The sequence below is a fragment of the Burkholderia sp. LFS061 genome, assembly GCF_047978125.1.
GTDB lineage: Bacteria > Pseudomonadota > Gammaproteobacteria > Burkholderiales > Burkholderiaceae > Burkholderia > Burkholderia pyrrocinia_C.
Window position 1 is genome coordinate 95,423 of record NZ_JBFPFS010000008.1, and the last position, 26,890, is coordinate 122,312.

Here is a 26,890-nt window from a genome sequence, read left to right on the forward strand (position 1 = left end):
GACATGAACTACATCTCCACGCGCGGCGCCGGCATCGGCGAGCGCCATACGTTCTCCGACATCCTGCTCGGTGGTCTCGCGAAGGACGGCGGGCTCTACCTGCCGGCCGAGTATCCGAAGGTGTCCGCCGACGAGCTCGCGCGCTGGCGCGCGCTGCCGTACGCGGATCTCGCATTCGAGATCCTGTCGAAGTTCTGCGACGACGTGCCGGCCGACGACCTGCGCGCGATCACGCGCCGCACGTATACGGCCGACGTGTACAGCAACACGCGCCACGGCGAGAACGCAGCCGACATCACGCCGCTGAAGACGCTCGGCACCGAGAACGGCGCGCCGATCTCGCTGCTCGAACTGTCGAACGGCCCGACGCTCGCGTTCAAGGACATGGCGATGCAGCTGCTCGGCAACCTGTTCGAGTACACGCTCGCGAAGCACGGCGAGGCGCTGAACATTCTCGGCGCGACGTCGGGCGACACGGGCAGCGCGGCCGAATACGCGATGCGCGGCAAGGCCGGCGTGCGCGTGTTCATGCTGTCGCCGCACAAGAAGATGAGCGCGTTCCAGACGGCCCAGATGTTCAGCCTGCAGGATCCGAACATCTTCAACCTCGCGGTCGAAGGCGTGTTCGACGACTGCCAGGACATCGTGAAGGCCGTGTCGAACGATCACGCGTTCAAGGCGCAGCAGAAGATCGGCACGGTCAACTCGATCAACTGGGCGCGCGTCGTCGCACAGGTCGTGTACTACTTCAAGGGCTACTTCGCGGCGACGCAGTCCAACGACGAGCGCGTGTCGTTCACGGTACCGTCCGGCAACTTCGGCAACGTATGCGCGGGCCACATCGCGCGGATGATGGGGCTGCCGATCGCGAAGCTCGTGGTCGCGACCAACGAGAACGACGTGCTCGACGAGTTCTTCCGCACGGGCGCGTATCGCGTGCGCAGCGCCGAGAACACGTATCACACGAGCAGCCCGAGCATGGACATCTCGAAGGCGTCGAACTTCGAGCGCTTCGTGTTCGACCTGCTCGGCCGCGATCCGGCGCGCGTGATGCAGCTGTTCCGCGACGTCGAGGAGAAGGGCGGCTTCGACCTCGCGGCGAGCGGCGATTTCGCTCGCGTCGCGGAGTTCGGCTTCGTGTCGGGCCGCAGCAGCCACACGGACCGCATCGCGACGATCCGCGACGTGTTCTCGCGCTACGACACGATGATCGATACGCACACGGCCGATGGCGTGAAGGTTGCGCGCGAACATCTCGACGCAGGCGTGCCGATGGTCGTGCTCGAAACGGCGCAACCGATCAAGTTCGGCGAGACGATCCGTGAAGCGCTCGAGCGCGAAGCCGAGCGGCCGGCCGCATTCGACGGGCTCGAGGCGCTGCCGCAGCGCTTCAAGGTCGTGAAGGCTGACGCGCAGCAGGTGAAGGACTTCATCGCCGCGCATACGGGCGCGTGACGTACGGCCGGGCCTGCAGGCCCGGCTGCGCAGGACGGCCGGAATGCCGATTCGTCGAACGGATCGGGGTTCCGGCCGTTTCGTTTGGCGATGCGGTGCAGCGGTACTGCGATATGCAGGCGTTCGGCGGCGCGCCGCGCGTCTGCAGCCGAACGTCGCGCGAAACGGGTGCCAGACCCGCGCGTTCGCGACGATCACAGTTCTCGCATGTCCGCCATATCGCGCGCCCGCGCGACGGCGTCGCTACAATGACGTATTGACTCCAACGTTCCCCGATTCCATCGATGTCGAACCCGAATCCCGCGGCGCCTCGCGCGCCGATGCTGTCGACCGCCGAGGCGCTCGCCGCGCTGCTCGATGCCGCGAAGCCGCTGCCCGGCACCGAAACCGTCGCCACGCTCGACGCGCTCGGCCGCGTGCTGGCGGCCGACGTGAGCTCGCCGCTCGACGTGCCGCCGATGCATACGAGCGCGATGGACGGTTATGCGGTGCGCGTCGCCGACCTGCTGCACGGCGAGCGGCGTCTGCCGGTGTCGCAGCGGATTCCGGCCGGTCATCTGGCCGTGCCGCTCGCGGCCGGCACGGCCGCGCGGATCTTCACCGGCGCGACGGTGCCGCCGGGCGCCGACGCCGTCGTGATGCAGGAGCAGACGTCGGCCGACGGCGATGCGGTCGAGATCCTGCATACGCCGAAGGCCGGTGAATGGATCACCGCGCAGGGCGCGGACATCCGGCAGGGCGCGGTGATCCTGCCGGCCGGCACGCGGCTCACGCCGCAGGCGCTCGGCCTGGCCGCATCGGTCGGCTGCGCGCAACTGTCGGTCGCACGGCGGATTCGCGTCGCGGTGTTCTTCACCGGCGACGAGCTGACGATGCCGGGCGAGCCGCTGAAGCCTGGCGCGATCTACAACTCGAACCGCTTCACGCTGCGCGGGCTGCTGGAGCGGCTCGGCTGCCACGTGACCGACTACGGGATCGTGCCCGACTCGCTCGCCGCGACGCGCGACACGCTGCGCGAGGCCGCGCGCGATCACGACGTGATCCTGACGAGCGGCGGCGTATCGGTCGGTGACGAGGATCACGTGAAGCCGGCCGTCGAGGCCGAAGGGCGGCTCGCGCTGTGGCAGATCGCGATGAAGCCCGGCAAGCCGCTCGCGTACGGCGCGGTGCGGCGCGGCGACGATCGCCCCGATGCGCACTTCATCGGGCTGCCCGGCAACCCCGTATCGAGCTTCGTCACGTTCCTGCTGTTCGTGCGGCCGTTCCTGCTGCGCCTGTCCGGCGTGCGCGACGTCGCGCCGCGCGCGCTGTCGCTGCGCGCCGACTTTTCGCAAGGCAAGGGCGACCGGCGCAACGAATTCCTGCGCGCACGCGTCAATGCGGCCGGCGGCCTCGATCTGTTCCCGAACCAGAGCTCGGCGGTGCTGACGTCGACGGTCTGGGGCGACGGCCTGATCGACAATCCGCCGCAGCACGCGATCAGCGCAGGCGAGACCGTGCGTTTCATTCCGTTTTCCGAATTGCTGTCGTAACGCGGCGGCTTCCCGAACCATGAAGATTCAGCTGAAATTTTTTGCAAGCGTACGAGAAGCGCTGGGCGTCGCCGACGAGCAGGCCGACGTGCCGGACAGCGTAACGACCGTCGGCGACGTGCGCGCGTGGCTGCGCGTGCGCGGCGGTGCGTGGGCCGAGACGCTCGCCGAAGGGCGCGCATTGCGCATGGCGTGCAACCACGAGATGACCGATCCCGACACGCGGCTCACCGAGGGCTGCGAGGTCGCGTTCTTTCCGCCGGTGACGGGCGGTTGAGCTTGGCATGGGACCGGAGCGTGTGATGGCAACGATACGAATCCAGACCGACGACTTCGATCTGAACGCCGAAGTCGCGGCATTACGCGCGCGCAATCCGAAGATCGGCGCGATCGCGTGCTTCGTCGGCACCGTGCGCGACCTGAACGAAGGCGATTCGGTCGCCGCGATGGAGCTCGAGCACTATCCGGGGATGACCGAGAAGGCGCTCGAGAAGATCGCTGCCGAGGCCTGCCGGCGCTGGCCGGGCATCGACGTCGCGATCGTGCATCGGGTCGGCAGGCTCCTGCCGCTCGACCAGATCGTGATGGTGGCGACGGTCGCCGCGCATCGCGGCGATGCGTTCGCGTCGTGCGAGTTCGTGATGGACTACCTGAAGACCGAAGCGCCGTTCTGGAAGAAGGAAACGACGCCTGACGGCGAGCGCTGGGTCGATGCGCGCAGCACCGACGATGCGGCGCTCGCGCGCTGGGGCGTCGAATCGGGCAACACGCCGCGCTGAGCGCGGCGTCCGCGCGATGCGGCGATGTGCTGCATGTGCGCAAACGTCGCGCGCGATGTGTACGCGTTACGCGTCCGGATCGGCGCTGCGCCCGATGATCTTCGTCGGAAACGGTTCGCCGCGGGCACGCGACGGCAATGCGTGCGGATCGTCGCCCGCGTCGCGGCGGCGCGGCGCGATCGCATCGAGCAGCGCCTGCTGCTCGGGCGGAATCCGGTAATCCCAGCCGAACCGGCTCAACTGCAGGCTTTGCGCGATCCGCAGCGCGGGTTCCATGAAGCGGATCGCCGCAGGCGGCGCGTAGCGCGCCTCGACGGTCTTCAGGAACAGCGACAGCCAGCGGCTGAAATGGGCCGGCTCGATCCCGTCGAGCGGCTGGTGCGCCTGCTGCACGTTGCCGCGATAGCCCTTGGTGCCGAGCACGAGGCTCGACCAGAACGTGACCATCTTCGGCAGATGGTCGTCCCAGCGGCCGGCCAGCTTCGCGTCGAACACGGGCCCGAGCAGCGGATCGGCGCGCACGCGGTCGTAAAACGCGTAGACGAGATCGCGGATGTTGTCTTCGGTCGGCTCGGCATCGCGAGGGCGGGCCGGGGCGGTTTCGGGCGAGGCAGGCAGGGCGGTCATGGCAAAAAGGGCCGGGAGATCGAGGCAACGACGAAGCGGCGGCGCGGGCAACGCGCAGGACGCCGGCAGGATTTTGACGCAAAATAGCGTCCAACACCCCCTGAAAACGTGCGGATGTAACGCATCTTATTGCGCGCGCGCCATCCGGGCAACCCGGGGCTGCGGAACGGGACCGTCAGCCGGCCCGGCGCATCCCGACCGGCCCGGCCCGCGCAATCGGGGCACGATCGATCTTTTCCGTATTCGCCCATGAGACTCACCGACTACACCGATTATTCGCTGCGCGTGATGCTGTACCTTGCCGTGCGCGGCGAGGGGCTCGCGACGATCCAGGAGATCTCGGACGCCTACGGCATCTCGAAGAACCATCTGATGAAAGTCGTGCAGCAGCTCGGCGAGTTGGGATGGGTCGACACGGTCCGCGGCCGCAACGGCGGGCTGCGGCTGTTCCCCGAATCGCTGCTGCTGACGGTCGGCCAGGTCGTGCGCGCGACCGAGAACGACTTCGCGCTGGTCGGCTGTTTTTCGACCGACGGCAGCGAGTCGCGCGGCTGCGTGATCGAGCCGCAGTGTCGCCTGAAGGGGGTGCTGGCGGCCGCGCGCGATGCGTTCTTCGCCGAGCTCGATCGTCACACGCTCGGCGAACTGGTCGAACCCGCGTCGCCGCTTGCTGCGTTGCTCGGCATCCGCCCGGTCGCGCTCGTGCGCGCCGCACCGTCACTGGACGAATCGCCTGCGCCCGTCGAGCCGCCGTCGACGGCCGGCTGACACGCGAGCACCGCGTCCCGCGATCCGGCCGCGTCCCGCCCCTGGGCCGCGGCATTGCCATCCAGCGATTTTTTGCGCTGAATCAACCCGAATTCTGCTTGAAAGCCGCATAACCATCCTCATCTTGGTGTTAATCGAAAATTGGAGGTCTCGACAAAATGAGAATCGACAAGCTCACCACCAAGTTCCAGGAAGCACTCGCGGACGCGCAAAGCCTCGCGGCAGGCCGCGACAATCAATACATCGAACCCGTTCACGTACTGGCGGCGCTGGTCGCGCAGCACGACGGTTCCGCCCGTTCGCTGATGTCGCGCGCGGGTGTTCACGTGCAGGCGCTGCAAGGCGCGCTGAACGAAGCGATCTCGCGCCTGCCGCAAGTCACGGGCACGGGCGGCGACATCCAGATTGGCCGCGAGTTGGCCGGGCTGCTGAATCAGGCCGACAGGGAAGCGCAGAAGCTCAACGACACGTTCATCGCGAGCGAGATGTTCCTGCTCGCCGTGTCCGACGACAAGGGCGATGCCGGCAAGCTCGCGCGTCAGCACGGCCTCACGCGCAAGGCGCTCGAAGCCGCGATCGCCGCGGTGCGCGGCGGCTCGCAGGTGCACAGCCAGGATGCCGAAAGCCAGCGAGAGGCGCTGAAGAAGTACACGGTCGACCTGACCGAGCGCGCCCGTTCGGGCAAGCTCGATCCGGTGATCGGCCGCGACGACGAAATCCGCCGCTCGATCCAGATCCTGCAGCGCCGCACGAAGAACAACCCGGTGCTGATCGGCGAGCCGGGCGTCGGCAAGACGGCGATCGTCGAAGGGCTCGCGCAGCGGATCGTCAACGGCGAAGTGCCCGAGACGCTGAAGGGCAAGCGCGTGCTGTCGCTCGACATGGCCGCGCTGCTCGCCGGCGCGAAGTACCGCGGCGAGTTCGAGGAGCGGCTGAAGGCCGTGCTCAACGACATCGCGAAGGACGAAGGCCAGACGATCGTCTTCATCGACGAGATCCACACGATGGTCGGCGCGGGCAAGGCCGAAGGCGCGATGGATGCGGGCAACATGCTGAAGCCGGCGCTGTCGCGCGGCGAGCTGCACTGCATCGGCGCGACCACGCTCGACGAATACCGCAAGTACATCGAAAAGGATGCCGCGCTCGAACGCCGCTTCCAGAAGGTGCTCGTCGACGAGCCGAGCGTCGAGGCGACGATCGCGATCCTGCGCGGGCTGCAGGAGAAGTACGAACTGCACCACGGCGTCGACATCACCGACCCGGCGATCGTTGCCGCGGCCGAGCTGTCGCATCGCTACATCACCGACCGCTTCCTGCCCGACAAGGCGATCGACCTGATCGACGAAGCCGCTTCGAAGATCAAGATGGAAATCGATTCGAAGCCCGAAGAGATGGACAAGCTCGACCGCCGGCTGATCCAGCTGAAGATCGAGCGCGAAGCCGTGAAGAAGGAGCAGGACGAAGCGTCGCAGAAGCGCCTGCAGCTGATCGAGGAAGAGATCGACCGCCTCGGCCGCGAGTATGCGGACCTCGAGGAGATCTGGACCGTCGAGAAGGCCGCGGTGCAGGGCAGCGCGCAGCTCAAGGAAGAGATCGAGAAGGCGCGGGCGGACATCGCGCGGCTGCAGCGTGAAGGCAAGCTTGAGAAGGTCGCGGAGCTGCAGTACGGCAAGCTGCCGCAGCTCGAGGCGCAACTGAAGCAGGTCACGCAGGCCGAAGAGCGGGAGCAGCACAACCCGACGCGTCCGCGCCTGCTGCGCACGCAGGTCGGCGCCGAGGAAATCGCGGAAGTCGTGTCGCGTTCGACGGGAATTCCCGTGTCGCGAATGATGCAGGGCGAACGCGAAAAGCTGCTGCACATCGAGGAAAAGCTGCATGAGCGCGTGGTCGGCCAGCACGAGGCGATCGGCGCGGTGGCCGACGCGATCCGCCGTTCGCGCGCGGGTCTCGCCGATCCGAACCGTCCGTACGGCTCGTTCCTGTTCCTCGGCCCGACGGGTGTCGGCAAGACCGAGCTGTGCAAGGCGCTGGCGTCGTTCCTGTTCGATTCGGAAGAGCACCTGATCCGCATCGACATGAGCGAGTTCATGGAGAAGCACAGCGTCGCGCGGCTGATCGGCGCGCCGCCGGGTTATGTCGGCTACGAGGAAGGCGGCTACCTGACGGAAGCCGTGCGCCGCAAGCCGTACAGCGTGATCCTGCTCGACGAGATCGAGAAGGCGCATCCGGACGTGTTCAACGTGCTGCTGCAGGTGCTCGACGACGGCCGCATGACGGACGGGCAGGGGCGCACGGTCGACTTCAAGAACACGGTGATCGTGATGACGTCGAACCTCGGCTCGCAGGTGATCCAGGCGATGACCGGTGCGCCGCAGGACGAGATCAAGGACGCGGTGTGGCTCGAAGTGAAGCAGCATTTCCGCCCCGAGTTCCTGAACCGGATCGACGACGTCGTCGTGTTCCATGCGCTCGACCGCAGCAACATCGAGTCGATCGCGAAGATCCAGCTGGCGCGCCTGCACGACCGGCTCGCGAAGCTCGACATGGCGCTCGACGTGTCGGAAGCGGCGCTCGAGCAGATCGCGAAGGTCGGCTACGATCCGCTGTTCGGCGCGCGGCCGCTGAAGCGCGCGATCCAGCAGGAGATCGAGAACCCGGTCGCGAAGCTCATCCTCGCGGGCCGCTTCGGTCCGAAGGACGTGATTCCGGTCGACGTCAACGACGGCAAGTTCGTGTTCGACCGCGTCGTTCACTGAACGCTGGCCACCGGCCGCACGCCCGGTTCGCGCCGGGCGCGCAAAAACAAACACCCCGCCTCGGCGGGGTGTTTGCATATGGAGCGGCCCGATTGGGCCATGAAGCGGGGGCCATGAAGCGGTGCGGGCTCAGGCCTGCTTGTTGCCGCCGAACATGCCGGCGAGCTGCGTCAGCGTGCCGAGCACGTTCGACGTATCGATCTGGCCGCCGGCCGGCACTTCGCCGTTCGGCGTCGCGCTGTTGACGACGTGCGGCAGCACCTGCGCGAGGATCGACGAGGCCTGACCCGGATCGATGCCGATCTTGCTCGCGAGTGAACCGACGACGTCCGAGCCGAGCACGTTCTGCAGCGTGTCGGCCGAGATCGGCTGGTTCTCGCCGGTGCCGACCCATGAGCCGATGACCTCGCCGGCGCCGCCTTTCTGGAACTTCTCGATCAGGCCGTTCAGGCCGCCCGGCTGGTTGTTGATGAATTCGAGTGCGGTCGCGATGAGCGCGCTTTGCGAGTTGCCGCCGGCCTGGCCGCCGATCAGACCGCCTACGATGTCGAGGAGACCCATGGTTCTTCACCTTTACCGATAAGGGCGCCGCAATAAGGGCGCCCGTTGAACGAATGCCGCGCGCACGCCGTCGCGCGCGCGGCGCACATCAGGCGCCCGACGCCGCGGCGGCGGAGGCTGCCTTGTCCTTCTTGCTCTTTTTCTTCGAACCCTTCGCCGCCTTCGCGGACGACGCTGCGGCCGGTGCGCTCGCACCCGCGTCGGCGGATGCCGCTGCGGCCGCTGCCGCCTTTTCCTTCTTCGACGCGCGCTTGGCCTTCGCCGGCTTCGTTGCCGCTTCCGGCGCGCTTGCCGCCGGGGCAGGCGCCGTAGCCGTCGTGCCGCCCGTCGCCGTGGTGGACGTCGATGCGGTGCCTGCCGAAGTCGTTGCCGATGTGGTGGCCGACGTCGTCGCGGCCGGCTTCGACAGCTTCACGCCTTTCGGCGGCGTCGACGAGCCGCCGATCGTCAGGCCGTTTTCCTCGAGATGCCCGACCGATTTCGTGCCGAGGCCCTTCACCCGATTTGCGAGATCGTCGGCGTCCTTGAATGGGCCGTTCTTGGTGCGTTCGTCGATGATCGCCTTCGACTTGACGGGCCCGAGACCCTTCACGGCTTCGAGCGCGGCCTGGTCGGCCGTGTTGACTTCGACGGCCGCGGCAAAGCCTGCGGCGAGCGACAGCGATAGCGCGACGAACAGCATCAGCAGCTTTTTCAGCATGGCAAAGGCTCCCTGGTTCTGACGGATGAATGGCTGTTGCAACGGACGGCGGGGCGAGGCCTGGCCGGGCGTCGCCGTTAAGCATAGGACAAATGCGTGCCCTTTTTAAGACAGGCTGACCGAATCTTGCTGAAGGCTTGCGTCGCTGTAAAGGCCGAAAGCCGCGCCGGGCGGCGTTTTTGACCATTCTTTACGGTATCGAGGGGGATCGCGGGTTATCGCGACGCTGGCTGTTCGACAGGGCTTGACTTAGAGTGAACTCTAACTCCTAACCTTGTTCCTGCCATGTCGAAAACCGCATCCAAACCTTCCTCCGCCGGTCCGCTGACGATCGGGCAAGTCGCCGAGCTGACCGGCGTGTCGACGCATACGCTGCGGTATTACGAGCAGGCCGGCCTGCTGCGCGCGATTTCGCGCACGGCGGCCGGGCACCGGCTCTATGCGCCGGCCGACCTTGACTGGCTGGCGTTCGTGATGCGACTGAAGGCGACCGGCATGCCGATCGCGCAGATGCAGCAGTTCGCGGCGCTGCGCGCGCAAGGCGAGCCGACGTTCGGTGCGCGGCGCCGGTTGCTGGTTGCGCATCGCGACGCGGTGCGGGTGCATATCGCGGAGCTGCAGGCGAGCCTCGACGCGATCGGCGACAAGATCGCGTACTACGAGGCGCGGGAACGCGATACGGAACGACGGGCGACACCTTCTCACTCTCAATCGGAACAGGACGGACACGATGGAACAACTCGTTGAAGATCGTTATACGCGCGGCTGGAACAAACTGAAGGAAATCGACGGCGAAGTGGGCGAACGCGTGATCGCGGCGCTTGCACCGATCGCGCCGGATTTCGGGCGGCTCCTGGTCGAGTTCAGTTTCGGCGACATCTACAGCCGGCCGCAGCTCGACCTGAAAGCACGCGAGATCGCGACGATCGCGGCGCTGGCCGCGCTCGGCAACGCACAGCCGCAACTGAAGGTGCATATCGAGGCTGCGCTGAACGTCGGCTGCACGCGCGACGAGATCGTCGAGGTGTTCATGCAGGTGGCCATCTACGCGGGTTTCCCGGCCGCGCTGAACGCGCTGTTCGCCGCGCACGAGGTGTTCGTGCGGCGCGACGAAGCGGCGGGTGAGGCCGGGAAAGCAAGCGAAGCGGCCGCGCAGACCGCGTGATGGCGGTCGCGCCGGCTCGTCACGCGCGGTGCGGCGCGACGATCCGGTGTTTCGCGATCCGCCGGTACAGCGTCGCGCGCGAGATGCCGAGCGCCTGCGCGGCCGCGTCGGGCCGCCAGCGGTGCGCGGTGAGCGCCGCGACGATGCGGCCGCGCTCGTCGTCGGGCAGTGCGCCGGCCGGGGCGCCGCCGAGCTGTGCGGCGAGGTCGGCCGGCAGGTCGCGCCGCGTCACGCGCGCTGTGTCGCACACCGCGCACGCATAGCGCAGCACGTTGCGCAGCTGCCGTACGTTGCCGGGCCACGGATAGGCGGCGAGCTGTTCGGCGAGCGTCGCGTCGAGCGTGAGTACGTGGCCAGTCGCCTGCGCTTCCTCGGCGAACACGGCGGTAATCACGTCGCGCACGTCTGCGCGCTCGCGCAGCGGCGGCAGTTCGAACGTCGCGCCGCTCAGCCGGTAATACAGATCTTCGCGGAACGTGCCGTCGGCCACCATGCGCGCGAGATCGCGGTGCGTCGCGCAGATCACATCGAGGTCGACGCGCACGGGCGTGTCGCTGCCGAGCGGCACGACCTCGCCGTCGGCGAGCACGCGCAACAGCCGTGTCTGCAGCGCGAGCGGCATGTCGCCTATTTCGTCGAGAAACAGCGTGCCGCCGTCGGCAAGCGCGATCTTGCCGCGCGCGCCGTGCTTGCGTGCGCCGGTGAACGCGCCGGCCGCATAGCCGAACAGTTCGCTCTCGATCAATGCTTCCGGCAGCGCGCCGCAGTTGACGGCGACGAACGGTCGCGCACGCCGCGCACCGGCGTCGTGGATCGCGCGCGCGAATACTTCCTTGCCCGCACCGGTCTCGCCGAGCACGAGAATCGGCAGCCGCTTGCTCGCGACCCGCAGCACGAGCTCCGCTTGTTGCGCGATGTGCGCGTCGCTGCTGTGCAGGAACGGCGTCAGCGCGCCGACGTGGCGTGGCGCGGTGCCCGCGCGCCGCGCTACCGTGCCGGGCTCGCGGCCGGCGCGTCGTAGCGGCGCACGCAGCCGCGCATAGAGCGGTGCGCCGGTTGCGCGCAGCCGCAGCGCGACGATCGTGTCGAGCCGCGCGGCATCGCGCAGCGGCATCTCGGTTGCGTCGAATATCTCGTCGATATGGCGCGGTTCGCGCAGCGCCGGCAGCGCGTCGCGGGCCTGCCGGTTCGCGGCGACGATATTGCCGCATTCGTCGAACGCGATCAGCCACTCGGGTTGCGCTTCGACGTAGTGACGGTTCGGATGCCCGAACAATATCCAGTGCTGCGCGGTGCTGTGCACGAAGTAGCCGTCCTCGATCAGCGCCGCGCTTTGCCGCACGAGCTGGTAGACGAGGCGCTGGCTGTCGCGGCCGTCAGGCGAATGGACGGCCGACGCGTCGAGCACGCCGATCAGCTCGCCGCCCGGCGAGAAGATCGGCGCCGCGCTGCAGGTGAGCGTCGTGAACGCCGCGCGAAAATGATCGGTCTTGTGTACGGTGATCGGCGCGAGATCGGTCAGCACGCTCGCGACGCCGCACGTCCCTTCCTCGCTTTCCGACCAGCACGAGCCGATGTGCAGCCCCGCATGGCGGAAGTCGTTGCGGCGCTCGCGGTCGATCCGGTAGTCGATCGTCACGCCGTGCGCGTCGGTCAGCATCACGCAATAGTCGGCGACGCGGATCATGTCGTGCAGCCGCGTCAGGCACTGGCCCGACGCACGCAGGAAGGCTTCCTCCTTGTCGCGCACTTCGCGCAGCTCGGACGCGGTCAGCACGCGCGGGCCGATCGACGAAGCGGGGTCGAGACAGTAGCGCTCCAGCGAACGTTGCCACGACGACACGAGGCGCGCGGAATCGGCCGGCGCGGGCAGGCGTCCGGCGAGCGCGCCGAGTACACGGTCGGCGTGCTGGGCCTGGGGGACGGCGTAGGGCATGGTCGGCTCCGGTTCCGTACGGCGGGGAATTCGATGTTCTTGTAGCACATCCGGTCCGGCGGATCACATTGCATCGCAGCACGCAGCACGCGTGAGACGTTCGTCTCACGTGTCTCTCGCCCGGTCTCGCGCGGTTGAGACGCCCGCATGCGTGGCGCGCAGCGGTCGTCCGGCTTGTCGCGGCATGCGCCACGCCGCATCGACGCAGGGTTTGCAGGCAGCGCGGCGCGCTTGCGCAGGCGTCGCGACGAGCGCGCCGTCGCAACGACGACGTGAGACGCACGGGCGGATTCGCCACGTGCTGCGTGGTCACGGTCGCGAACCCGGAACACGTGCATGCCCGCCGCGCCAGCGTGCGCGCGGGTTTCGCGGTCATTGCACACACGATGGCACGCCGCTTGCAGAGATCACGGGCAAGTTCGGCGCAGCCGCGTCGGCGACGACGATCCGCAGCCCGTCGATGGCAGCGGACGAAACAGGCAGGGCCGGAGCGGGCGCCAATGCGCCGCTGCCGGTCAACTGGATGGAGACAAACCCGTGACGACGCCCGTTACCGTCGGTGTGATCGCGAACCCCGCATCGGGGCGCGACATCCGCCGCCTCACGACGCATGCATCCGTGTTTCCGACGGCGGAGAAGGCGAACATGATCGTGCGCCTGCTGGCCGGCCTCGGCGCGATGGGCGTCGAGCGCGTGCTGACGCTGCGCGACCGGACGGGCATCGCGACGCTGCTGCTGCGCGCGCTCGATACGCATCGCGCGGTCGCGCCGCACGAGCGCTGGCCCGAGGTCGAGTTCATCGACCTGCCGATCACGGATACCGTCGCCGATACGCACGCCGGCGCCGCGTACCTGCACCGGATGGAAGTCGCGCTGATCGTCGTGCTCGGCGGCGACGGCACCCATCGCGCGGTGGCCGCGCATTGCGGCGCGACGCCGCTCGTCGCGCTGTCCACCGGCACCAACAACGCCTTTCCCGAACATCGCGAGGCGACCGTCGCAGGCGTCGCGGCCGGACTCGTCGCGACCGGCGCCGTGCCGGCGGAGGTTGCGTTCACGCGCAACAAGCGGCTCGTCGTGCGCTGCGTGGCGGGTGCACGGCCGGGGCGCGAAGAGATTGCGCTCGTCGACGTGTGCGCGGCGCGACAGCGCTTCATCGGCGCCCGCGCGATTTCGGGGCCCGACGACATCGACTCGCTCTACCTGACGTTCGCGGAACCGGACGGCATCGGCCTGTCCGCGCTCGGCGGCGCATGGGCACCGCTCGAGCGCAGCGCGCCGCACGGGCTCGCGATGCGCTTCGCGGACGAAGGCAAGACGGCCGGCACGCCGCTCGTCGCACCGATTGCACCGGGCCGCGTCGACCGCGTCGTGATGCGCAGTTGCGAGCGGCTCGAACCGGGCGCGTGGCAGACGATCCCGTTCGAGCGCGGCACGCTCGCGTTCGACGGCGAGCGAGAGATCGAGGTTGCGCGCGGCGATCGCTACGAGATTTCGCTCGACTGGCGCGGGCCGCTGACGGTCGACGTCGGCCGCACGCTGCGCTACGCGTCTTCGCGGCAATTGCTGCGCGATGCAGGTTCGTGGCGGGACTGAGCCTCCGGTTTCCCGAACGACATTTCGACATCCATGACGATCGTCAAGGAGGCACCGATGGACAACGTGACCGGCCAGGCCGTGAACATCGACGGCGGCTTCACGTTCCACTGACGGCCGCAGGCCGTGCAATCCGTCGCCGCGGCACGGCCGCGGCGGCATTCGCAGTCAGACCTACCCAGGAGACACACATGACCGTTTCGACCCAGCTCAGCAGGGACAAGCTGCTGGACGCATACCGGCTGATGCGCACGATCCGCGAATTCGAGGAGCGCCTGCACGTCGAATTCGCGACCGGAGAAATCCCCGGCTTCGTTCACCTGTACGCGGGCGAGGAAGCGTCCGCGGTCGGTACGATGCTGCACCTCGGCCTCGCCGACTACGTCGCGACCACGCACCGCGGCCACGGCCATTGCATCGCGAAGGGCGTCGACGTGCGCGGGATGATGGCCGAGATCTATGGCAAGAAGACCGGTGTCTGCCACGGCAAGGGCGGCTCGATGCACATCGCCGACCTGTCGATGGGGATGCTCGGCGCGAACGGGATCGTCGGCGCGGGCGGTCCGCTCGTGTGCGGCGCGGCGCTCGCGGCGAAACACCGGAAGACCGGCGGCGTCGGCGTGTGCTTCTTCGGCGACGGTGCGTCGAACCAGGGCGTGATCTTCGAATCGATGAACCTCGCGTCGGTGTGGCGGCTGCCCGCGATCTTCGTCGCCGAAAACAACGGATATGCGGAAGCGACGTCGTCGAGCTGGTCGGTCGCGACCGACAACATCGCCGATCGCGCGAACGGGTTCGGGATGCCGGGCGTGATCGTCGACGGCTTCGACTTCTTCGCGGTGCACGAAGCGCTCGGCGAGGCCGTCGAGCGTGCGCGCAACGGCGGCGGCCCGACGCTCGTCGAGGTGAAGTTCACGCGCTATTTCGGCCATTTCGAAGGCGATGCGCAGACCTACCGCGCACCCGGCGAGGTGCAGAAGCTGCGCGACGAGAAGGACTGCCTGAAGCATTTCGAGACGCGTGTCGTGCGCGCCGAAGCGCTGACGACCGACGATCTGCGCGCGGTCGACGCCCAGGTGAAGGCGCTGATCGACGACGCGGTCGCGCAGGCGAAGGCCGCGCCGCTGCCCGACGCGGCCGACCTGCTGACCGACGTCTACGTGTCGTATCCGTGAGCGCGGCCTGACACCGCAGCCGGCACGGCGAACCGAACATACCAGGAGACAGACATGGCAAGGAAGATCACTTATTCGCAAGCGATCAACGAGGCGCTCGCGCAGGAGATGGCGCGCGACGACAGCGTGATCGTGATGGGCGAGGACAATGCGGGCGGCGCGGGCGCGCCGGGCGAGGACGACGCGTGGGGCGGCGTGCTCGGCGTGACGAAGGGGCTGTTCCACAAGTTTCCAGGGCGCGTGCTCGATACGCCGCTGTCCGAAGGCGGCTACATCGGCGCGGCGGTCGGCGCGGCCGCGTGCGGGATGCGGCCCGTCGCGGAACTGATGTTCATCGATTTCATGGGCGTTTGCTTCGACCAGATCTTCAACCAGGCCGCGAAATTCCGCTACATGTTCGGCGGCAAGGCGGTGACGCCGGTCGTGATCCGCGCGATGTACGGCGCCGGGCTGCGCGCGGCTGCGCAGCACTCGCAGATGCTCACGTCGCTGTTCACGCACATCCCGGGGCTGAAGGTCGTGTGCCCGTCGACGCCGTACGACGCGAAGGGGCTGCTGATCCAGGCGATCCGCGACGACGATCCCGTGATCTTCCTCGAGCACAAGCTGCTTTACACGCGCGAGGGCGACGTGCCGGAGGAGTCCTATGCGATTCCGTTCGGCGAGGCGAACGTGATGCGCGACGGCGACGACGCGACCATCGTCACGTACGGCAGGATGGTGCATCTCGCGATGGATGCGGCCGCGAAGCTCGCGAAGGACGGTATCCAGGTCGACGTGATCGACCTGCGCACGACGTCGCCGCTCGACGAGGAAACCATCCTCGAAAGCGCGGCGCGCACCGGGCGCGTGGTGGTCGTCGACGAAGCGAACCCGCGCTGCTCGATCGCGACCGACATCGCCGCGCTCGTCGCGCAGCGCGCGTTCCGAACGCTCAAGGCACCGATCGAGCTCGTGACCGCGCCGCATACGCCCGCGCCGTTCGCGAGCGTGCTGGAAGACCTGTATATCCCGTCCGCCGATGCGATTGCGCAGGCGGTCCTGAAGACGAGGAGCTGACACGATGTCGATTCACATGATCACGATGCCCAAGTGGGGGCTGTCGATGGAGCAGGGGCAGGTCAACGGCTGGCTGAAGGCGATCGGCGAACGCGTGACGAAGGGCGACGAAGTGCTCGACGTCGAGACCGACAAGATCTCGTCGGGCGTCGAATGCGCGTTCGACGGCACGCTGCGCCGGCAGGTCGCGCAGGAAGGCGAAACGCTGCCGGTCGGCGCGCTGCTCGGCGTCGTCGCAGCGGCCGACGCGAGCGATGCCGACATCGATGCGGCGATCGCCGAGTTCCAGCGCGATTTCGTGCCGAGCGCGGCATCGGACGAAGCGGCGGGCCCGCAGCCCGAGAAGGCGCAGATCGGCGGCCGTACGGTGCGCTTCCTGAAGCTCGGCGACGGCGCGGGCACGCCCGCCGTGCTGATCCACGGCTTCGGCGGCGACCTGAACAACTGGCTGTTCAATCACGCGGATCTCGCCGCGCACCGGCCCGTATGGGCGCTCGACTTGCCCGGTCATGGCGAGTCGGGCAAGGCGGTCGACACGGGCAGCCTCGATGAGTTGGCGGACGCGGTGCTCGCGCTGCTCGATGCGCAGCACATCGACCGCGCGCACCTGATCGGCCATTCGATGGGCGGCGCGGTCGCGATGGCCGCGGCCGAACGCGCGCCGCAGCGCGTCGCGTCGCTGACGCTGATCGCGAGCGCGGGGCTCGGCACCGACATCAACCGCGTCTATATCGACGGCTTCGTCGCCGGCAATAGCCGCAACACGCTGAAGCCGCACCTCGGTGCGCTGTTCGCGGACAACGCGCTCGTGACGCGGCAGCTCGTCGAGGATCTCGTCAAGTACAAGCGGCTCGAAGGCGTGCAGGCCGCGCTGGAGAAAATCGCGAACGCCGCGTTCGACGGCGCGGCGCAGCGGCGCGTGTTCCGCGACCGGCTCGCGTCGCTCGCGCCGCGCACGCTCGTGATCTGGGGCGAGCGCGACCAGGTGATCCCCGCGCAGCACGCGCGGGGCTTGCCGGACGGCGTGCGCGCCGAGGTGATCGCCGGCAGCGGGCACATGGTGCAGATGGAGGCGGCCGCCGACGTGAACCGCCTGATCGTCGCGTTTCTCGGAGACTGACGATGGCCGCCGCGCTCGAACGACCCAGCCTCACGGCGCTCGGCCAGCCGGGCGCGAGAAGCCGCGACAAGCTCGCGCGCATTCCGGTGCGCGTCGAGCCCGCGGCCGGCGCGGCGCTGCCGAAGCCGCCGTGGCTGCGCGCGCGGCCGATGATGAGCGCGGCGGTGGCCGGCATGGCTGCCGTTCTGCGCGACCATCGGCTGCATTCCGTCTGCGAGGAGGCGATGTGCCCGAACATCGGCGAATGCTTCGCGCAGCGCACCGCGACCTTCATGATCATGGGCGGGCTGTGCACGCGGCGTTGCCCGTTCTGCGACGTCGCGCACGGCCGTCCCGAGCCGCTCGATCCCGACGAGCCCGCGCGGCTGGCCGATGCGGTCGCGGCGCTCGGGCTGCGCTACGTCGTGATCACGTCGGTCGACCGCGACGACCTGCGCGACGGCGGCGCCGCGCATTTCGCCGCGTGCATCGCGGCGGTGCGCGCGAGCGTGCCGGGTATCGGCGTCGAGGTGCTGACGCCTGACTTCCGCGGCCGCGTCGCGCGTGCGCTCGACGCGCTGTCGTCGGCCTGGCCGGACGTGTTCAACCACAACATCGAGACGGTGCCGTCGCTGTATCGCGCGGCGCGGCCGGGCGCCGACTATCGCGGCTCGCTCGCACTGCTCGCGCAGGCGAAGGCCGCGCGGCCGACGCTCGTGACGAAGTCGGGGCTGATGCTCGGGCTCGGCGAGCGCGACGACGAGGTGCGCGACACGTTGCGCGACCTGCGCGCGCACGAAGTCGACGTGCTGACGCTCGGCCAGTATCTGGCGCCGTCCGAGCACCATCTGCCGGTGCGGCGCTACGTGAGCCCGGACGCATTCGCCGCGTGGCGGGACGAGGCACTGGCGCTCGGTTTCAGGGAAGTCGTTGCCGGTCCGCTCGTGCGCTCGTCCTATCACGCGGCCGACGTGCTGGCGGATGCGTAGCGGGCAGCGCGTCAGGCCGGCTGAGTCGATACGTGCGCGCGGCTTACGTGGCGCAGGTAGAACACGAGCCCGGCGCCCGCGAGCATCAGGCTGACCGTGTTCGCGAACCAGAAGCCGCGCGCGCCGGTCAGCCATGCGGGCGCGATGCCGCCCACATCGAAGCCGAGCACGTAGCCGCCGCTGAGCCCGACGCCCCACAGCGCGACCGCATAGATCACGGTCGGCACGATCGCGACCTTGTACGCGCGCAGCACGAACGCCGACGTGACCTGCAGCGCATCGAACACGTGGTAGCACGCGACGATCGCGACGAGCGGCATCGCGGCCGCGGCGACGGCCGGGTTCGGCGTATAGCCGCCGATGATCAGCGGGCGCAGCGTAAAGACGAGCAAGCCGTATGTCGCGGCAACGCCGCACGCGAAAATCACGCTGTGCCGGCCGAGCAGCCGTGCTTCTTCGGGGCGTCCGGCGCCGAGCGCGCGAGCGACCAGCGTCGAGGCCGCCACGCCGATCGACAGCGGCGTCATGTACAGCACCGCGCCGATGTTGCCGGCGACCTGGTGGCCGGCGAGCGTCGTCGTGCCGAACTGCGCGATGAACAGCGCCATGCACGTGTACGACGTGACCTCGATCAGGTATGACAGGCCCATCGGCACGCCGAGTTTCAGGATCGCCTTCTGGCGCTCCCAGACGGGCCAGCAGAAGCGCGAGAAGATCGCGAGCGGCGCGAACACGTCGAGCTTCGCGAGCAGCGTATAGCCGATCAGCGCGAGCGCCCAGTTGATCAGCGTGCTGGCAAGCCCGCAGCCGGGGCCGCCGAGGGCCGGCACGCCGAACCCGCCGAAGATGAACCACACGTTGAGCGGAAACTTGAGCAGCAACGCACCGATCTGCAGGATCATCGCGAGCCGCGGCTTGCCCGCCGCGTTGGTCAGCGCGTTGTAGATGCGGAAGACGAGGCTGGCGGGCAGCCCGTACGACAGGATGCGCAGGTAGTCGACGGTGCGCTCGTGCAGCGCGGCGGGCGCGTGCGCGACGCGCAGCAGCGGTTCGGGAAAATGCAGCAGCAGGAAGCCGGGCACCGCGAGCAGCAGCGCGAGCCACAGTGCCTGGCGGACTTCCTCGCCGATCTCGGCATAGCGCCGCGCGCCGTACAGTTGCCCGGTGATCGGCTGCAGCGCGGACAGGATGCCCGTCAGGCCGATGTAGATCGACACATAGATCGACGAGCCGAGCCCGAGCGCGGCGAGATCGGTGGCCGAGTAGCGGCCGACCATCGCGGTGTCGATCACGCCGAACGCGATGATCGCGAGCTGGCCGACCAGCACCGGCCACGCGAGACCGACGATCCGGCGGATGTCGCCGAACATCGTCAATCGGCTGCCCGGCGGCGCGGCGGGCGCCGCTTGACGGGCGTCTTCGGCCGTTCGATGCGCTCGTACAGGCGGAAGCGTTCATCGCGGTCGGCGACGCGGCGGCCTTCCCACACGAGACGCCATACGTATTGCGACATCGCGCTCGGTTCGCCGAAGTCGGAACGGTCCTGGCGCAGGATCACGTCGCAGTCGCCGGAGAAATCGAAGTGCATGTTGCCGAAGTACGCGAAGGTCGCGATCTGCGCATCGCCAAGCCGCACCGGCGAGATGCACTCGTAGTCGGACGGCAGGTGCAGCGCGATCTGTTGCGCGACATCGCGATAGGTCCGGCCGTAGTTGACGATCGGCAGCCACAGCGTCATCAGCAGCACCCACATCAGCGTGGTGCCGGCGCCCGACAGCACGACGCTGCGCCACAGCACCTTCGGCTGCCGCGAGACGCGCCAGCGCACGAGCACGCACCAGCACACGGTGACGATCACCGCGCAGATGAACGACAGGATCTTGAAATGCGGTTCGTAGCCCGGCACGAGGCGCGCGAGGTTGCGCGCGAGCGGATGCGGGAAACCCGTAAGCGACGCGAGCCATACGAGCCATACGAAGGTGCCGAGGATCGTGAAGCTCAGTACCGCGAACCAGTCGAACGCGTTGATCGCACCGCGCTTGAGGGTCGGCAGCGCGAACGTCGCGAGCACCGCGAGCGGCGGCAGCAACAGCATGTACATGCGGTTCGATTGCTGGCTCTGCAGGATCACGAGCGCGACGAGCGGCACGGCGACCGACAGCGGAATCGCGATGTGCGCGCGGCGGCGCATGCCGGCCCAGCTCCACCACGCCCAGATCGCGAGCGGCCACGCGGGCCACGTGAACAGCGGCAGGTTCTTCGCCGCATACGCGAGCACGGCGGTCGGCGGGCCGGAAAAGCGCATCAGGCTGCCGTGGATCCACTGGTTGAAGAACCAGGCGGCGTCGTCGGGCGCCGCGACGAACGCGGCAAGCGGCCACAGCGCGAAGATCGCGGCCGCGAGCGGCACGCCGACCAGCGGCAGGCGCAGGTTGCGCATCTCGGGCGTGACGAGCCACAGCGCGGCGGTGCCGGCGAGCAGCGCGACGACCAGCACCGGGTTGCCGGACAGCGCGACGAGGCCGATCGCGAGGCCCCACCACAGCGCGCCCTGCATCGGCTTGTCGATGCCGCGCACGATCCCGTAGACGAGCATCGCGATCCACGCGAACTGCGCGACCTGCGGCGTTGTTTCGTGCCCGCGTTCCGCGAGGCCGAAGCATGCGACGAGGATCAGCAGCGCGCCGTCGGCGAGTGTGCGACCGTAGTCGCGCGGCTCCGGCTCGCCACCGAACGCGTACTTGAACGGCTGGACCTCGGCGCGCCGGCCCAGCAGGTAGGCCGCGTACCAGACGAACGCGCATGCGACGCAGAACAGCACGCCCGTGTCGACGCGCGACGCGTTGCTTGCATCGACCCACGGGCCGAGGCCGCGGATCGACAGCGCGCCGAGCCAGTAGCCGAGCGGCCCGTCGGTCGTGATGAACTTGCCGACCAGGTTCGGCAGCAGCCAGTCGTGCCAGCCGCCCTTGGCCATCGTCCACATCACGCCGAAGCCCGCCGCATCCTCGTTTTTCCACGGGTCGCGGCCGAACAGGCCGAACGCGGCGTAGACGAAGCAGAGCGTGAGCAGCAGCCAGCGCGGCAGCGCACGCGTGGCGGAGGCGGTGAGACGGACGACAGGCTTCATGCAGATGAGCGTTTTGTTATGGGCGGGCGGCCGGCGCGGGTGCGCGCGGTCGAGCCGGTTTCGAGCATCCGGCATTGTAGACGCGCCGGCTGTTGCGCGTCAGGTCGTTGCCCGGACGCCGGTCGGCGCTTTTCCGGCGAGCAGAGACAAAAAAGGGCAGCCTGGGCTGCCCTTTTGTGCGATACCGGTGCGTTGCAACCACCGGATGCGGTGCGAAGCTTACTTCGCCTTGCCGCTGGCGCGTGCGCCGAACTTGTTCTTGAACTTCTCGACACGGCCTGCCGTGTCCATGATCTTTTGCTGGCCCGTGTAGAACGAGTGCGATTCCGACGAAACTTCGATCTTGGCGAGCGGGTAGGTCTTGCCGTCGAGTTCGATGTTTTCGCGCGTCTGGATCGTCGAGCGCGTGATGAACTTGAAGCCGTTCGACATGTCTTGGAAGACGACTTCGCGGTAATTCGGGTGGATGCCTTCTTTCATGGTCTTTCCTTGGTGAGAGCGGTAGCCAACCCGCCGCTTGCCGTGCCGGAGCGCGCACATTGCGCATACCAGACGACGCCAAGCCCGGCGCGAGCCACTTGCCTAAGGTCGAAAAACGGCGATTATGCCAGAAAATCAGATGGTTGACGAATAATTTTCACGGTGCGTCGAGCGCGCCGGTGCCGGCCGGATCCTGCCGGTAATAGCGGGCGAGCAGCCGGTACAGCTCCGGAAATTCGGACTCGAACGCTTTCGGCCGCACGAACAGCGCTTCGCTGCATACCGCGAAGAATTCCGACGGGTGGTCGGCCGCATACGGATCGATCAGCGATTCCCGCTCGAAGCGCGCCCACGCGCGGTCCGGCACCGCGTCGACGCGTGCGCAGAACTGGTCGTACGCATGCTCGAACACGTCGGCCCACGCCTGCGCGTCGAGGTGCGGTGCGTGCCAGCGGCGAAAAAGGGGCGGATAGCCGTCGGCCGCGCCGTTGACCATGTCGATCTTGTGCGCGAACTCGTGGATCACGACGTTGTACGCGTCATGGCCGTCCGTCATCTGTGCGTCTTCCCACGACAGGATCACGGGGCCGCCTTCCCATGCCTCGCCGCTCGCATCCTGCTCGACTTCGTGGACGACGCCGTCCTCGTCCTGCACGGTCTTGCGGATCACGAATTCGCCCGGATACACGACGACGCCGACCCAGCCGTCGTACAGCGACAGGTCGAGATTCAGCACCGGCAGGCAGGCTTGCGCGGCGATCGCGACGATCATCGCGTCGGTCAGTTCGAGCCCGTGCGCGGTCGAAAACGATTTCTTCGCGATGAACAGGCTCGTCAGCTCGCGCAGCCGGCCGAGCGCGTCGGGCGACAGCGTCGCGAGGAACGGCAGGCGCTCGACGGTGTCCTGCCACAGCGCGTCGGGGATCGGGTGGCTGCGCAGCGCGCGGTCGCGGCGGCGGTCGTCGAACCAGCGGGTCAGTTTCGAGAGCATGGAGGCTGCGGACGGAAATCCAAACCCTGTCTTTTAACTCAATCGATCTCTTTTTGCCATGCCGCGAAGAGGCCGCCGACGAGCGCGATGCCCGCCAGGAAGTAAAAGCCGTCGAGCGACGCGAGGAACGACGCCTGTTGCGCGACCATGCGGGCGATGGCGGCGATCGCGAGGCCGTGCGCTTCGTTCAGAGCGTGCCCGGCGGCCGCATAGCTGCGCGTCAGGGCGTCGACGGTCTGCTGGAACATCGGGTCGAACACGTTCGTTCGCTCGACGAGCCGCGTCTGGTGCACGGCCACGCGATGCTGCTCGACGATGATCACCGACGATGTCGCGAACGAGATCGTCAGTTGCCGCACGATGTTCTTCAGCCGGTAGCCGTGCGTGTACTCGTCGATCGCGAAGATCCGGAACGTCAGGTTGGCCACTGGCAGCACGATGAAGAGCAGCAGCAGCCCGCGCAGCAGCAGCGGGACGGTCAGCGCGGCTTCGCCGACCTGCGGCGTCATCCGCGTCATCCACAGCGCGGCCGTGACGGCGATCGCGAACCCCGGCACGACGAACCACTTCTTGTGCGTGACGAATTTCGCGTAGCGCAGGTACGCGAACAGCGCGGTGGCCGAGATCAGCGACATCGTGCCGACCAGGCGCCCGGCGTTCTCGACCGGATAGCCGAGCCCGCCTTCGAGAAACCGCGATGTCAGGTAACTGAAACCCGTCGTCTCGTAGTAATAGAACATGTAGAGCAGCAGCCCGGCCTGGAACGTCCTTTCGCGGAATGCGTGCAGCCGCACGAGCGGCGTCGGGTGATGCCACTGGTGATACGCGAACCATGCGAGTGCGCCGATCCCCAGGATCGTCAGCAGGATCAGCGTCGGCGAGCCGCTGTAGAGCTGGTAATGCACCTGCTGCAGCACGATCTGCAGCGCTCCTTGCGCGAGCGCGAACACGACATACGGCCAGAAGTGTCCGGAGCCGCGTTCGTCGTCGGGTGTCCTGCCCGAATCGGGCAGCGTGAGCAGCGCGAGGATCGCGAATGCGATGCCGGCGGGCGCCGTGCATGCGAATAGCGCGCGCCACGTCGAATGCGCGACGAGCAGCCCGCCGACGATCGGCGCGAGCGCGCTGCCGAGCAGGATCATGATCAGGAACGCGCGCGTCGCGGGCGGCCGTTCCCGCGGCTTGAAGCTGATCTGGATCAGGATCCGGCACGCGCCCATCATCGGGCCGATGAAGTAGCCCTGGAAACCTCGCGCGAACGCGAGTTCCAGTGACGTGTCGGCGAGCGCGGCCGCGATCGCGCCGAACGAGAACATCAGCATGCAGCCCGCGACGTAGCGGCGATGCCCGAGCCGGTCGACCCACCATTGCTGCTGCAGGATGCCGAGCACGGCCGTGACCGCGTACGCGCTCGACGACCACACGAGTTCGTCGGGCGATGCGTTGATGCCGCCCGCGATGTAGCTCGCGAAGAACGAGAAGGCCGCATTGTCGAAGTAGTCGATGCCGGTGACGAGCGCGAGCGCCCACGGGAACAGGTCCGCGCTCAGGTTCGCGCGGCTCCATAGCGGCGAGCGGCCGGGCACCGCGTTCATTCGCGATCCTTGCGAGTGCGCCGCGTGCCGGCTTCGGCCCGCCGCTGCGCGATCAGCGCATCGGGGTTTTCGCCGGCGAGACGCCGCTCGACGTAGTCGATGTCGTGCTGCAGTTCCTTGCGCAGCGCGACGGCTTCCTTCAGTTCGCGCTGGACGGCCGCAATCCGCCGGTCGAGCGTGTCGATCTGCTCGGCGAGGCCGGTGCGGATGTCGCGCAGCGACGCGTCCGAGTAGCGGCGCCGGCCGTCGCCCGTTTCCTCCAGCGGGCGCTTCAGCATTTCGGTGATGCCGTGCAGCGAGAAGCCGAGCGCGCGCAGCCGCAGGATGCGCGCGAAGCGTTCGAGATCGGCTTCGTCGTAGAGGCGGTAGCGGCCTTCGCTGCGCGACGGTGTGACGAGTCCGCGTTCTTCGTAATACTTCAGCGTGCGCGGCGTGACGCCGAGCCGCGATGCGGCGTCGCTCACGGTCAGCAGCGGGGTGGAGGCGTCGTTCGGCATCGGGAGGGGGATTCGGTCGGGGCGATGCCGCGATTATAGATCAACCTGTACGTTCACGTTCAGGTTGGGGCAAAAAAACGGCCGCCGAGCAGGATGCGCGGGCGGCCGTTCGTTGCGGCGCGGGGCGATCAGCCGCCGCGACGCATCAGGTCGAAGAACTCGGAATTGCTCTTCGTCTGGCGAATCTTGTCGAGCAGGAATTCCATTGCCTCGACTTCGTCCATGTCGTGGATGAACTTGCGCAGCACCCAGATCTTTTGAAGGATTTCGGGCTTGATCAGCATTTCCTCGCGACGCGTGCCCGACTTGTTCAGGTTGATCGACGGATAGACGCGCTTTTCCGCGAGGCGGCGCTCGAGGTGCACTTCCATGTTGCCGGTGCCCTTGAACTCTTCGTAGATCACGTCGTCCATGCGGCTGCCGGTTTCGATCAGCGCGGTGCCGATGATCGTCAGCGAGCCGCCTTCCTCGATGTTGCGCGCCGCGCCGAAGAAGCGCTTCGGACGCTGCAGTGCGTTCGCGTCGACACCGCCCGTCAGCACCTTGCCCGATGCCGGGATCACGGTGTTGTATGCGCGTGCGAGACGCGTGATCGAGTCGAGCAGAATCACGACGTCGTGCTTCATTTCGACGAGGCGCTTGGCCTTCTCGATCACCATTTCGGCGACCTGCACGTGACGCGTGGCCGGTTCGTCGAACGTCGACGCGATGACTTCGCCGGCGACCGAGCGCTGCATTTCGGTCACTTCTTCGGGGCGCTCGTCGATCAGCAGCACGAACAGGACGACGTCCGGGTGGTTCTGCTTGATCGCGTGTGCGATGTGCTGGAGCATCACGGTCTTGCCCGACTTCGGCGACGCGACCAGCAGGCCGCGCTGGCCCTTGCCGATCGGCGCGATCATGTCGATGATGCGGCCCGTGACGTTCTCTTCGCCGCGCATCTCGCGTTCGAGCGCCAGCGGCTTGTTCGGGTGCAGCGGCGTGAGGTTCTCGAACATGATCTTGTGTTTCGAGGCCTCGGGCGGCTGCCCGTTGACTTTGTCGACCTTCACCAGCGCGAAGTAGCGCTCGCCGTCCTTCGGCGTGCGGACTTCACCTTCGATGGTGTCGCCGGTGTGCAGGTTGAAGCGGCGGATCTGCGACGGGCTGATATAGATGTCGTCGGTGCTCGCGAGGTACGACATTTCCGGTGAGCGCAGGAAGCCGAAGCCGTCCGGCAGCACTTCGAGCGTACCGTCGCCGAAGATCGTCTCTCCCGTCTTGGCGCGCTTTTTAAGAATGGCGAACATCAACTCCTGCTTGCGCAGGCGGTTCGCGTTTTCGATCTCGAGGCCATTGGCCATTTCGATCAGTTCGGAGACGTGCAGAGACTTGAGCTCGGATAAATGCATACGGAGAACCCGCCAGGGAGGAGAAGCGACGAAAGAAATAAGGGAGGAGGGCGAGCGGAAGCGCTCAGAGACTTAAATGCGTCTTGTAGACGTTTTTTAATTCTAGCATAGGCCGATTCGCGCTTGAGCGGCCGATCGGCGGCTTGACGACGGACGTGTTGCCGGTTGACAACACGTCCGCGGAACTGCCGGTATTACAGGTGGCTGTCCAGGAATGCGGTGAGCTGCGACTTCGACAGCGCGCCGACCTTCTGCGCGGCGGCCGCGCCGTTCTTGAACAGGATCAGCGTCGGGATGCCGCGCACGCCGAACTTCGCGGGCGTGGCCTGGTTGTCGTCGACGTTGATCTTCGCGATCTGCAGCTTGTCGCCGTAGTCCTTTGCGACTTCGTCGAGGATCGGGGCGATCATTTTGCACGGGCCGCACCATTCGGCCCAGAAATCGACGAGCACAGGCTTGTCGGACTTGACGACGTCCTGTTCGAACGATGCGTCGCTGATGTGTTTGATCTGTTCGCTCATTGGGTCAATACCTCTTACGGTTCGGGGACTGCCTGCTTGCGCGTTGCGGCGTACCGGCCGCCGTAGGCTGCCGGCCGCTGCGGCAGGT

25 protein-coding genes are annotated in these 26,890 nt (G+C 67.6%); 13 read left to right on the forward strand and 12 right to left on the reverse strand.

Features of this window, described 5'->3' with window-relative positions; genetic code table 11:
- Positions 1 to 3 precede the first annotated feature (3 nt).
- The 4 genes from thrC to ACNQQL_RS09945 all read left to right on the forward strand — a co-directional run bounded on the left by thrC (position 4) and on the right by ACNQQL_RS09945 (position 3,766).
- Complete coding sequence (gene thrC / locus ACNQQL_RS09930; RefSeq protein ID WP_347064010.1) at positions 4 to 1,455, forward strand: threonine synthase; 1,452 nt, start codon at positions 4 to 6, stop codon at positions 1,453 to 1,455.
- 284 nt (positions 1,456 to 1,739) lie between these two features.
- Complete coding sequence (gene glp, locus ACNQQL_RS09935) at positions 1,740 to 2,987, forward strand: gephyrin-like molybdotransferase Glp (protein ID WP_347064011.1); 1,248 nt, start codon at positions 1,740 to 1,742, stop codon at positions 2,985 to 2,987.
- 19 nt (positions 2,988 to 3,006) lie between these two features.
- Positions 3,007 to 3,264, forward strand: coding sequence for a molybdopterin converting factor subunit 1 (gene moaD / locus ACNQQL_RS09940; RefSeq protein WP_011352296.1), 258 nt, complete (start codon positions 3,007 to 3,009; stop codon positions 3,262 to 3,264).
- A gap of 25 nt (positions 3,265 to 3,289) precedes the next feature.
- Positions 3,290 to 3,766 (forward strand): molybdenum cofactor biosynthesis protein MoaE, encoded by a 477-nt coding sequence (locus tag ACNQQL_RS09945; protein ID WP_072437206.1) that lies wholly within the window; start codon positions 3,290 to 3,292, stop codon positions 3,764 to 3,766.
- A 66-nt stretch (positions 3,767 to 3,832) separates the two neighbouring features.
- Here ACNQQL_RS09945 and ACNQQL_RS09950 read toward each other — a convergent pair whose 3' ends face one another.
- The gene (locus ACNQQL_RS09950; RefSeq protein ID WP_072437207.1) at positions 3,833 to 4,393 is read right to left on the reverse strand and encodes a group III truncated hemoglobin; all 561 of its coding nucleotides are present in this window, start codon (positions 4,391 to 4,393) and stop codon (positions 3,833 to 3,835) included.
- A 249-nt stretch (positions 4,394 to 4,642) separates the two neighbouring features.
- On the opposite strand from ACNQQL_RS09950, the gene ACNQQL_RS09955 reads away from it, so the two are divergent.
- Complete coding sequence (locus tag ACNQQL_RS09955) at positions 4,643 to 5,161, forward strand: Rrf2 family transcriptional regulator (RefSeq protein WP_347064012.1); 519 nt, start codon at positions 4,643 to 4,645, stop codon at positions 5,159 to 5,161.
- 158 nt (positions 5,162 to 5,319) lie between these two features.
- Complete coding sequence (clpB, locus tag ACNQQL_RS09960; protein ID WP_347064013.1) at positions 5,320 to 7,917, forward strand: ATP-dependent chaperone ClpB; 2,598 nt, start codon at positions 5,320 to 5,322, stop codon at positions 7,915 to 7,917.
- 129 nt (positions 7,918 to 8,046) lie between these two features.
- On the opposite strand, the gene ACNQQL_RS09965 is transcribed toward clpB, so the two are convergent.
- Complete coding sequence (locus tag ACNQQL_RS09965; RefSeq protein ID WP_175960930.1) at positions 8,047 to 8,478, reverse strand: YidB family protein; 432 nt, start codon at positions 8,476 to 8,478, stop codon at positions 8,047 to 8,049.
- Between the two features lie 88 nt (positions 8,479 to 8,566).
- A complete protein-coding gene (locus ACNQQL_RS09970) occupies positions 8,567 to 9,178 on the reverse strand; it encodes a ComEA family DNA-binding protein (protein WP_347064014.1) in 612 nt (203 codons plus the stop codon).
- Between the two features lie 285 nt (positions 9,179 to 9,463).
- On the opposite strand from ACNQQL_RS09970, the gene ACNQQL_RS09975 reads away from it, so the two are divergent.
- Both ACNQQL_RS09975 and ACNQQL_RS09980 read left to right on the forward strand, forming a co-directional pair.
- Positions 9,464 to 9,925 (forward strand): MerR family transcriptional regulator, encoded by a 462-nt coding sequence (locus ACNQQL_RS09975; protein WP_347064015.1) that lies wholly within the window; start codon positions 9,464 to 9,466, stop codon positions 9,923 to 9,925.
- Positions 9,909 to 10,343, forward strand: coding sequence for a carboxymuconolactone decarboxylase family protein (locus ACNQQL_RS09980; protein ID WP_072437212.1), 435 nt, complete (start codon positions 9,909 to 9,911; stop codon positions 10,341 to 10,343). Before ACNQQL_RS09975 ends, ACNQQL_RS09980 begins: the two co-directional genes overlap by 17 nt.
- 19 nt (positions 10,344 to 10,362) lie before the next feature.
- On the opposite strand, the gene ACNQQL_RS09985 is transcribed toward ACNQQL_RS09980, so the two are convergent.
- The gene (locus tag ACNQQL_RS09985; protein WP_347064016.1) at positions 10,363 to 12,279 is read right to left on the reverse strand and encodes a sigma-54-dependent Fis family transcriptional regulator; all 1,917 of its coding nucleotides are present in this window, start codon (positions 12,277 to 12,279) and stop codon (positions 10,363 to 10,365) included.
- A gap of 537 nt (positions 12,280 to 12,816) precedes the next feature.
- Between ACNQQL_RS09985 and ACNQQL_RS09990 the strand changes: the two genes are divergently transcribed.
- The 5 genes from ACNQQL_RS09990 to lipA all read left to right on the forward strand — a co-directional run bounded on the left by ACNQQL_RS09990 (position 12,817) and on the right by lipA (position 18,197).
- Positions 12,817 to 13,875, forward strand: coding sequence for an ATP-NAD kinase family protein (locus tag ACNQQL_RS09990; protein ID WP_347064017.1), 1,059 nt, complete (start codon positions 12,817 to 12,819; stop codon positions 13,873 to 13,875).
- Between the two features lie 191 nt (positions 13,876 to 14,066).
- Complete coding sequence (locus ACNQQL_RS09995) at positions 14,067 to 15,050, forward strand: thiamine pyrophosphate-dependent dehydrogenase E1 component subunit alpha (protein ID WP_072437215.1); 984 nt, start codon at positions 14,067 to 14,069, stop codon at positions 15,048 to 15,050.
- Between the two features lie 54 nt (positions 15,051 to 15,104).
- Complete coding sequence (locus ACNQQL_RS10000; protein WP_072437216.1) at positions 15,105 to 16,109, forward strand: alpha-ketoacid dehydrogenase subunit beta; 1,005 nt, start codon at positions 15,105 to 15,107, stop codon at positions 16,107 to 16,109.
- Between the two features lie 4 nt (positions 16,110 to 16,113).
- On the forward strand, positions 16,114 to 17,229 hold the full coding sequence (locus ACNQQL_RS10005) for an acetoin dehydrogenase dihydrolipoyllysine-residue acetyltransferase subunit (RefSeq protein ID WP_175960920.1): 1,116 nt from the start codon (positions 16,114 to 16,116) through the stop codon (positions 17,227 to 17,229).
- Positions 17,230 to 17,231: 2 nt separating this feature from the next.
- On the forward strand, positions 17,232 to 18,197 hold the full coding sequence (lipA, locus tag ACNQQL_RS10010; protein ID WP_347064018.1) for a lipoyl synthase: 966 nt from the start codon (positions 17,232 to 17,234) through the stop codon (positions 18,195 to 18,197).
- 11 nt (positions 18,198 to 18,208) lie between these two features.
- On the opposite strand, the gene ACNQQL_RS10015 is transcribed toward lipA, so the two are convergent.
- From ACNQQL_RS10015 to trxA, 8 genes are all read right to left on the reverse strand, one after another.
- Positions 18,209 to 19,567, reverse strand: coding sequence for an MATE family efflux transporter (locus tag ACNQQL_RS10015; protein ID WP_347064019.1), 1,359 nt, complete (start codon positions 19,565 to 19,567; stop codon positions 18,209 to 18,211).
- A gap of 2 nt (positions 19,568 to 19,569) precedes the next feature.
- Positions 19,570 to 21,402, reverse strand: a complete 1,833-nt coding sequence (locus ACNQQL_RS10020) for a glycosyltransferase family 39 protein (RefSeq protein ID WP_347064020.1) — start codon at positions 21,400 to 21,402, stop codon at positions 19,570 to 19,572.
- A 144-nt stretch (positions 21,403 to 21,546) separates the two neighbouring features.
- The gene (locus tag ACNQQL_RS10025; RefSeq protein ID WP_347064021.1) at positions 21,547 to 21,807 is read right to left on the reverse strand and encodes a type B 50S ribosomal protein L31; all 261 of its coding nucleotides are present in this window, start codon (positions 21,805 to 21,807) and stop codon (positions 21,547 to 21,549) included.
- Positions 21,808 to 21,964: 157 nt separating this feature from the next.
- Positions 21,965 to 22,798, reverse strand: coding sequence for a zinc-dependent peptidase (locus tag ACNQQL_RS10030; RefSeq protein WP_152857475.1), 834 nt, complete (start codon positions 22,796 to 22,798; stop codon positions 21,965 to 21,967).
- 38 nt (positions 22,799 to 22,836) lie between these two features.
- Positions 22,837 to 24,393 carry an MFS transporter gene (locus ACNQQL_RS10035; RefSeq protein ID WP_347064022.1) on the reverse strand — a complete coding sequence of 519 codons (1,557 nt, stop codon included), beginning with the start codon at positions 24,391 to 24,393 and terminating at the stop codon, positions 22,837 to 22,839.
- Positions 24,390 to 24,890: a MerR family transcriptional regulator gene (locus tag ACNQQL_RS10040; RefSeq protein WP_204423510.1), complete on the reverse strand. Its 501-nt coding sequence runs from the start codon at positions 24,888 to 24,890 to the stop codon at positions 24,390 to 24,392. Before ACNQQL_RS10040 ends, ACNQQL_RS10035 begins: the two co-directional genes overlap by 4 nt.
- A gap of 128 nt (positions 24,891 to 25,018) precedes the next feature.
- A complete protein-coding gene (rho, locus tag ACNQQL_RS10045; protein WP_006753675.1) occupies positions 25,019 to 26,281 on the reverse strand; it encodes a transcription termination factor Rho in 1,263 nt (420 codons plus the stop codon).
- 194 nt (positions 26,282 to 26,475) lie between these two features.
- The gene (trxA, locus tag ACNQQL_RS10050) at positions 26,476 to 26,802 is read right to left on the reverse strand and encodes a thioredoxin TrxA (protein WP_006402348.1); all 327 of its coding nucleotides are present in this window, start codon (positions 26,800 to 26,802) and stop codon (positions 26,476 to 26,478) included.
- Positions 26,803 to 26,890 lie beyond the last annotated feature (88 nt).

Excerpts from the sequence above, each read along its gene's own strand:
- ACNQQL_RS09950 (WP_072437207.1), bottom strand. The coding sequence starts at position 4,393 with ATGACCGCCCTGCCTGCCTCGCCCGAAACCGCCCCGGCCCGCCCTCGC.
- trxA (WP_006402348.1), bottom strand. The coding sequence starts at position 26,802 with ATGAGCGAACAGATCAAACACATCAGCGACGCATCGTTCGAACAGGAC.
- ACNQQL_RS10035 (WP_347064022.1), bottom strand. The coding sequence starts at position 24,393 with ATGAACGCGGTGCCCGGCCGCTCGCCGCTATGGAGCCGCGCGAACCTG.
- moaD (WP_011352296.1), top strand. The coding sequence starts at position 3,007 with ATGAAGATTCAGCTGAAATTTTTTGCAAGCGTACGAGAAGCGCTGGGC.
- ACNQQL_RS10005 (WP_175960920.1), top strand. The coding sequence starts at position 16,114 with ATGTCGATTCACATGATCACGATGCCCAAGTGGGGGCTGTCGATGGAG.
- ACNQQL_RS09965 (WP_175960930.1), bottom strand. The coding sequence starts at position 8,478 with ATGGGTCTCCTCGACATCGTAGGCGGTCTGATCGGCGGCCAGGCCGGC.
- clpB (WP_347064013.1), top strand. The coding sequence starts at position 5,320 with ATGAGAATCGACAAGCTCACCACCAAGTTCCAGGAAGCACTCGCGGAC.
- glp (WP_347064011.1), top strand. The coding sequence starts at position 1,740 with ATGTCGAACCCGAATCCCGCGGCGCCTCGCGCGCCGATGCTGTCGACC.
- ACNQQL_RS09975 (WP_347064015.1), top strand. The coding sequence starts at position 9,464 with ATGTCGAAAACCGCATCCAAACCTTCCTCCGCCGGTCCGCTGACGATC.
- ACNQQL_RS10025 (WP_347064021.1), bottom strand. The coding sequence starts at position 21,807 with ATGAAAGAAGGCATCCACCCGAATTACCGCGAAGTCGTCTTCCAAGAC.
- ACNQQL_RS09945 (WP_072437206.1), top strand. The coding sequence starts at position 3,290 with ATGGCAACGATACGAATCCAGACCGACGACTTCGATCTGAACGCCGAA.
- lipA (WP_347064018.1), top strand. The coding sequence starts at position 17,232 with ATGGCCGCCGCGCTCGAACGACCCAGCCTCACGGCGCTCGGCCAGCCG.
- ACNQQL_RS09970 (WP_347064014.1), bottom strand. The coding sequence starts at position 9,178 with ATGCTGAAAAAGCTGCTGATGCTGTTCGTCGCGCTATCGCTGTCGCTC.
- ACNQQL_RS10020 (WP_347064020.1), bottom strand. The coding sequence starts at position 21,402 with ATGCCGGATGCTCGAAACCGGCTCGACCGCGCGCACCCGCGCCGGCCG.
- ACNQQL_RS10040 (WP_204423510.1), bottom strand. The coding sequence starts at position 24,890 with ATGCCGAACGACGCCTCCACCCCGCTGCTGACCGTGAGCGACGCCGCA.
- rho (WP_006753675.1), bottom strand. The coding sequence starts at position 26,281 with ATGCATTTATCCGAGCTCAAGTCTCTGCACGTCTCCGAACTGATCGAA.
- ACNQQL_RS09995 (WP_072437215.1), top strand. The coding sequence starts at position 14,067 with ATGACCGTTTCGACCCAGCTCAGCAGGGACAAGCTGCTGGACGCATAC.
- ACNQQL_RS10030 (WP_152857475.1), bottom strand. The coding sequence starts at position 22,798 with ATGCTCTCGAAACTGACCCGCTGGTTCGACGACCGCCGCCGCGACCGC.
- thrC (WP_347064010.1), top strand. The coding sequence starts at position 4 with ATGAACTACATCTCCACGCGCGGCGCCGGCATCGGCGAGCGCCATACG.
- ACNQQL_RS09980 (WP_072437212.1), top strand. The coding sequence starts at position 9,909 with ATGGAACAACTCGTTGAAGATCGTTATACGCGCGGCTGGAACAAACTG.
- ACNQQL_RS10000 (WP_072437216.1), top strand. The coding sequence starts at position 15,105 with ATGGCAAGGAAGATCACTTATTCGCAAGCGATCAACGAGGCGCTCGCG.
- ACNQQL_RS10015 (WP_347064019.1), bottom strand. The coding sequence starts at position 19,567 with ATGTTCGGCGACATCCGCCGGATCGTCGGTCTCGCGTGGCCGGTGCTG.
- ACNQQL_RS09985 (WP_347064016.1), bottom strand. The coding sequence starts at position 12,279 with ATGCCCTACGCCGTCCCCCAGGCCCAGCACGCCGACCGTGTACTCGGC.
- ACNQQL_RS09955 (WP_347064012.1), top strand. The coding sequence starts at position 4,643 with ATGAGACTCACCGACTACACCGATTATTCGCTGCGCGTGATGCTGTAC.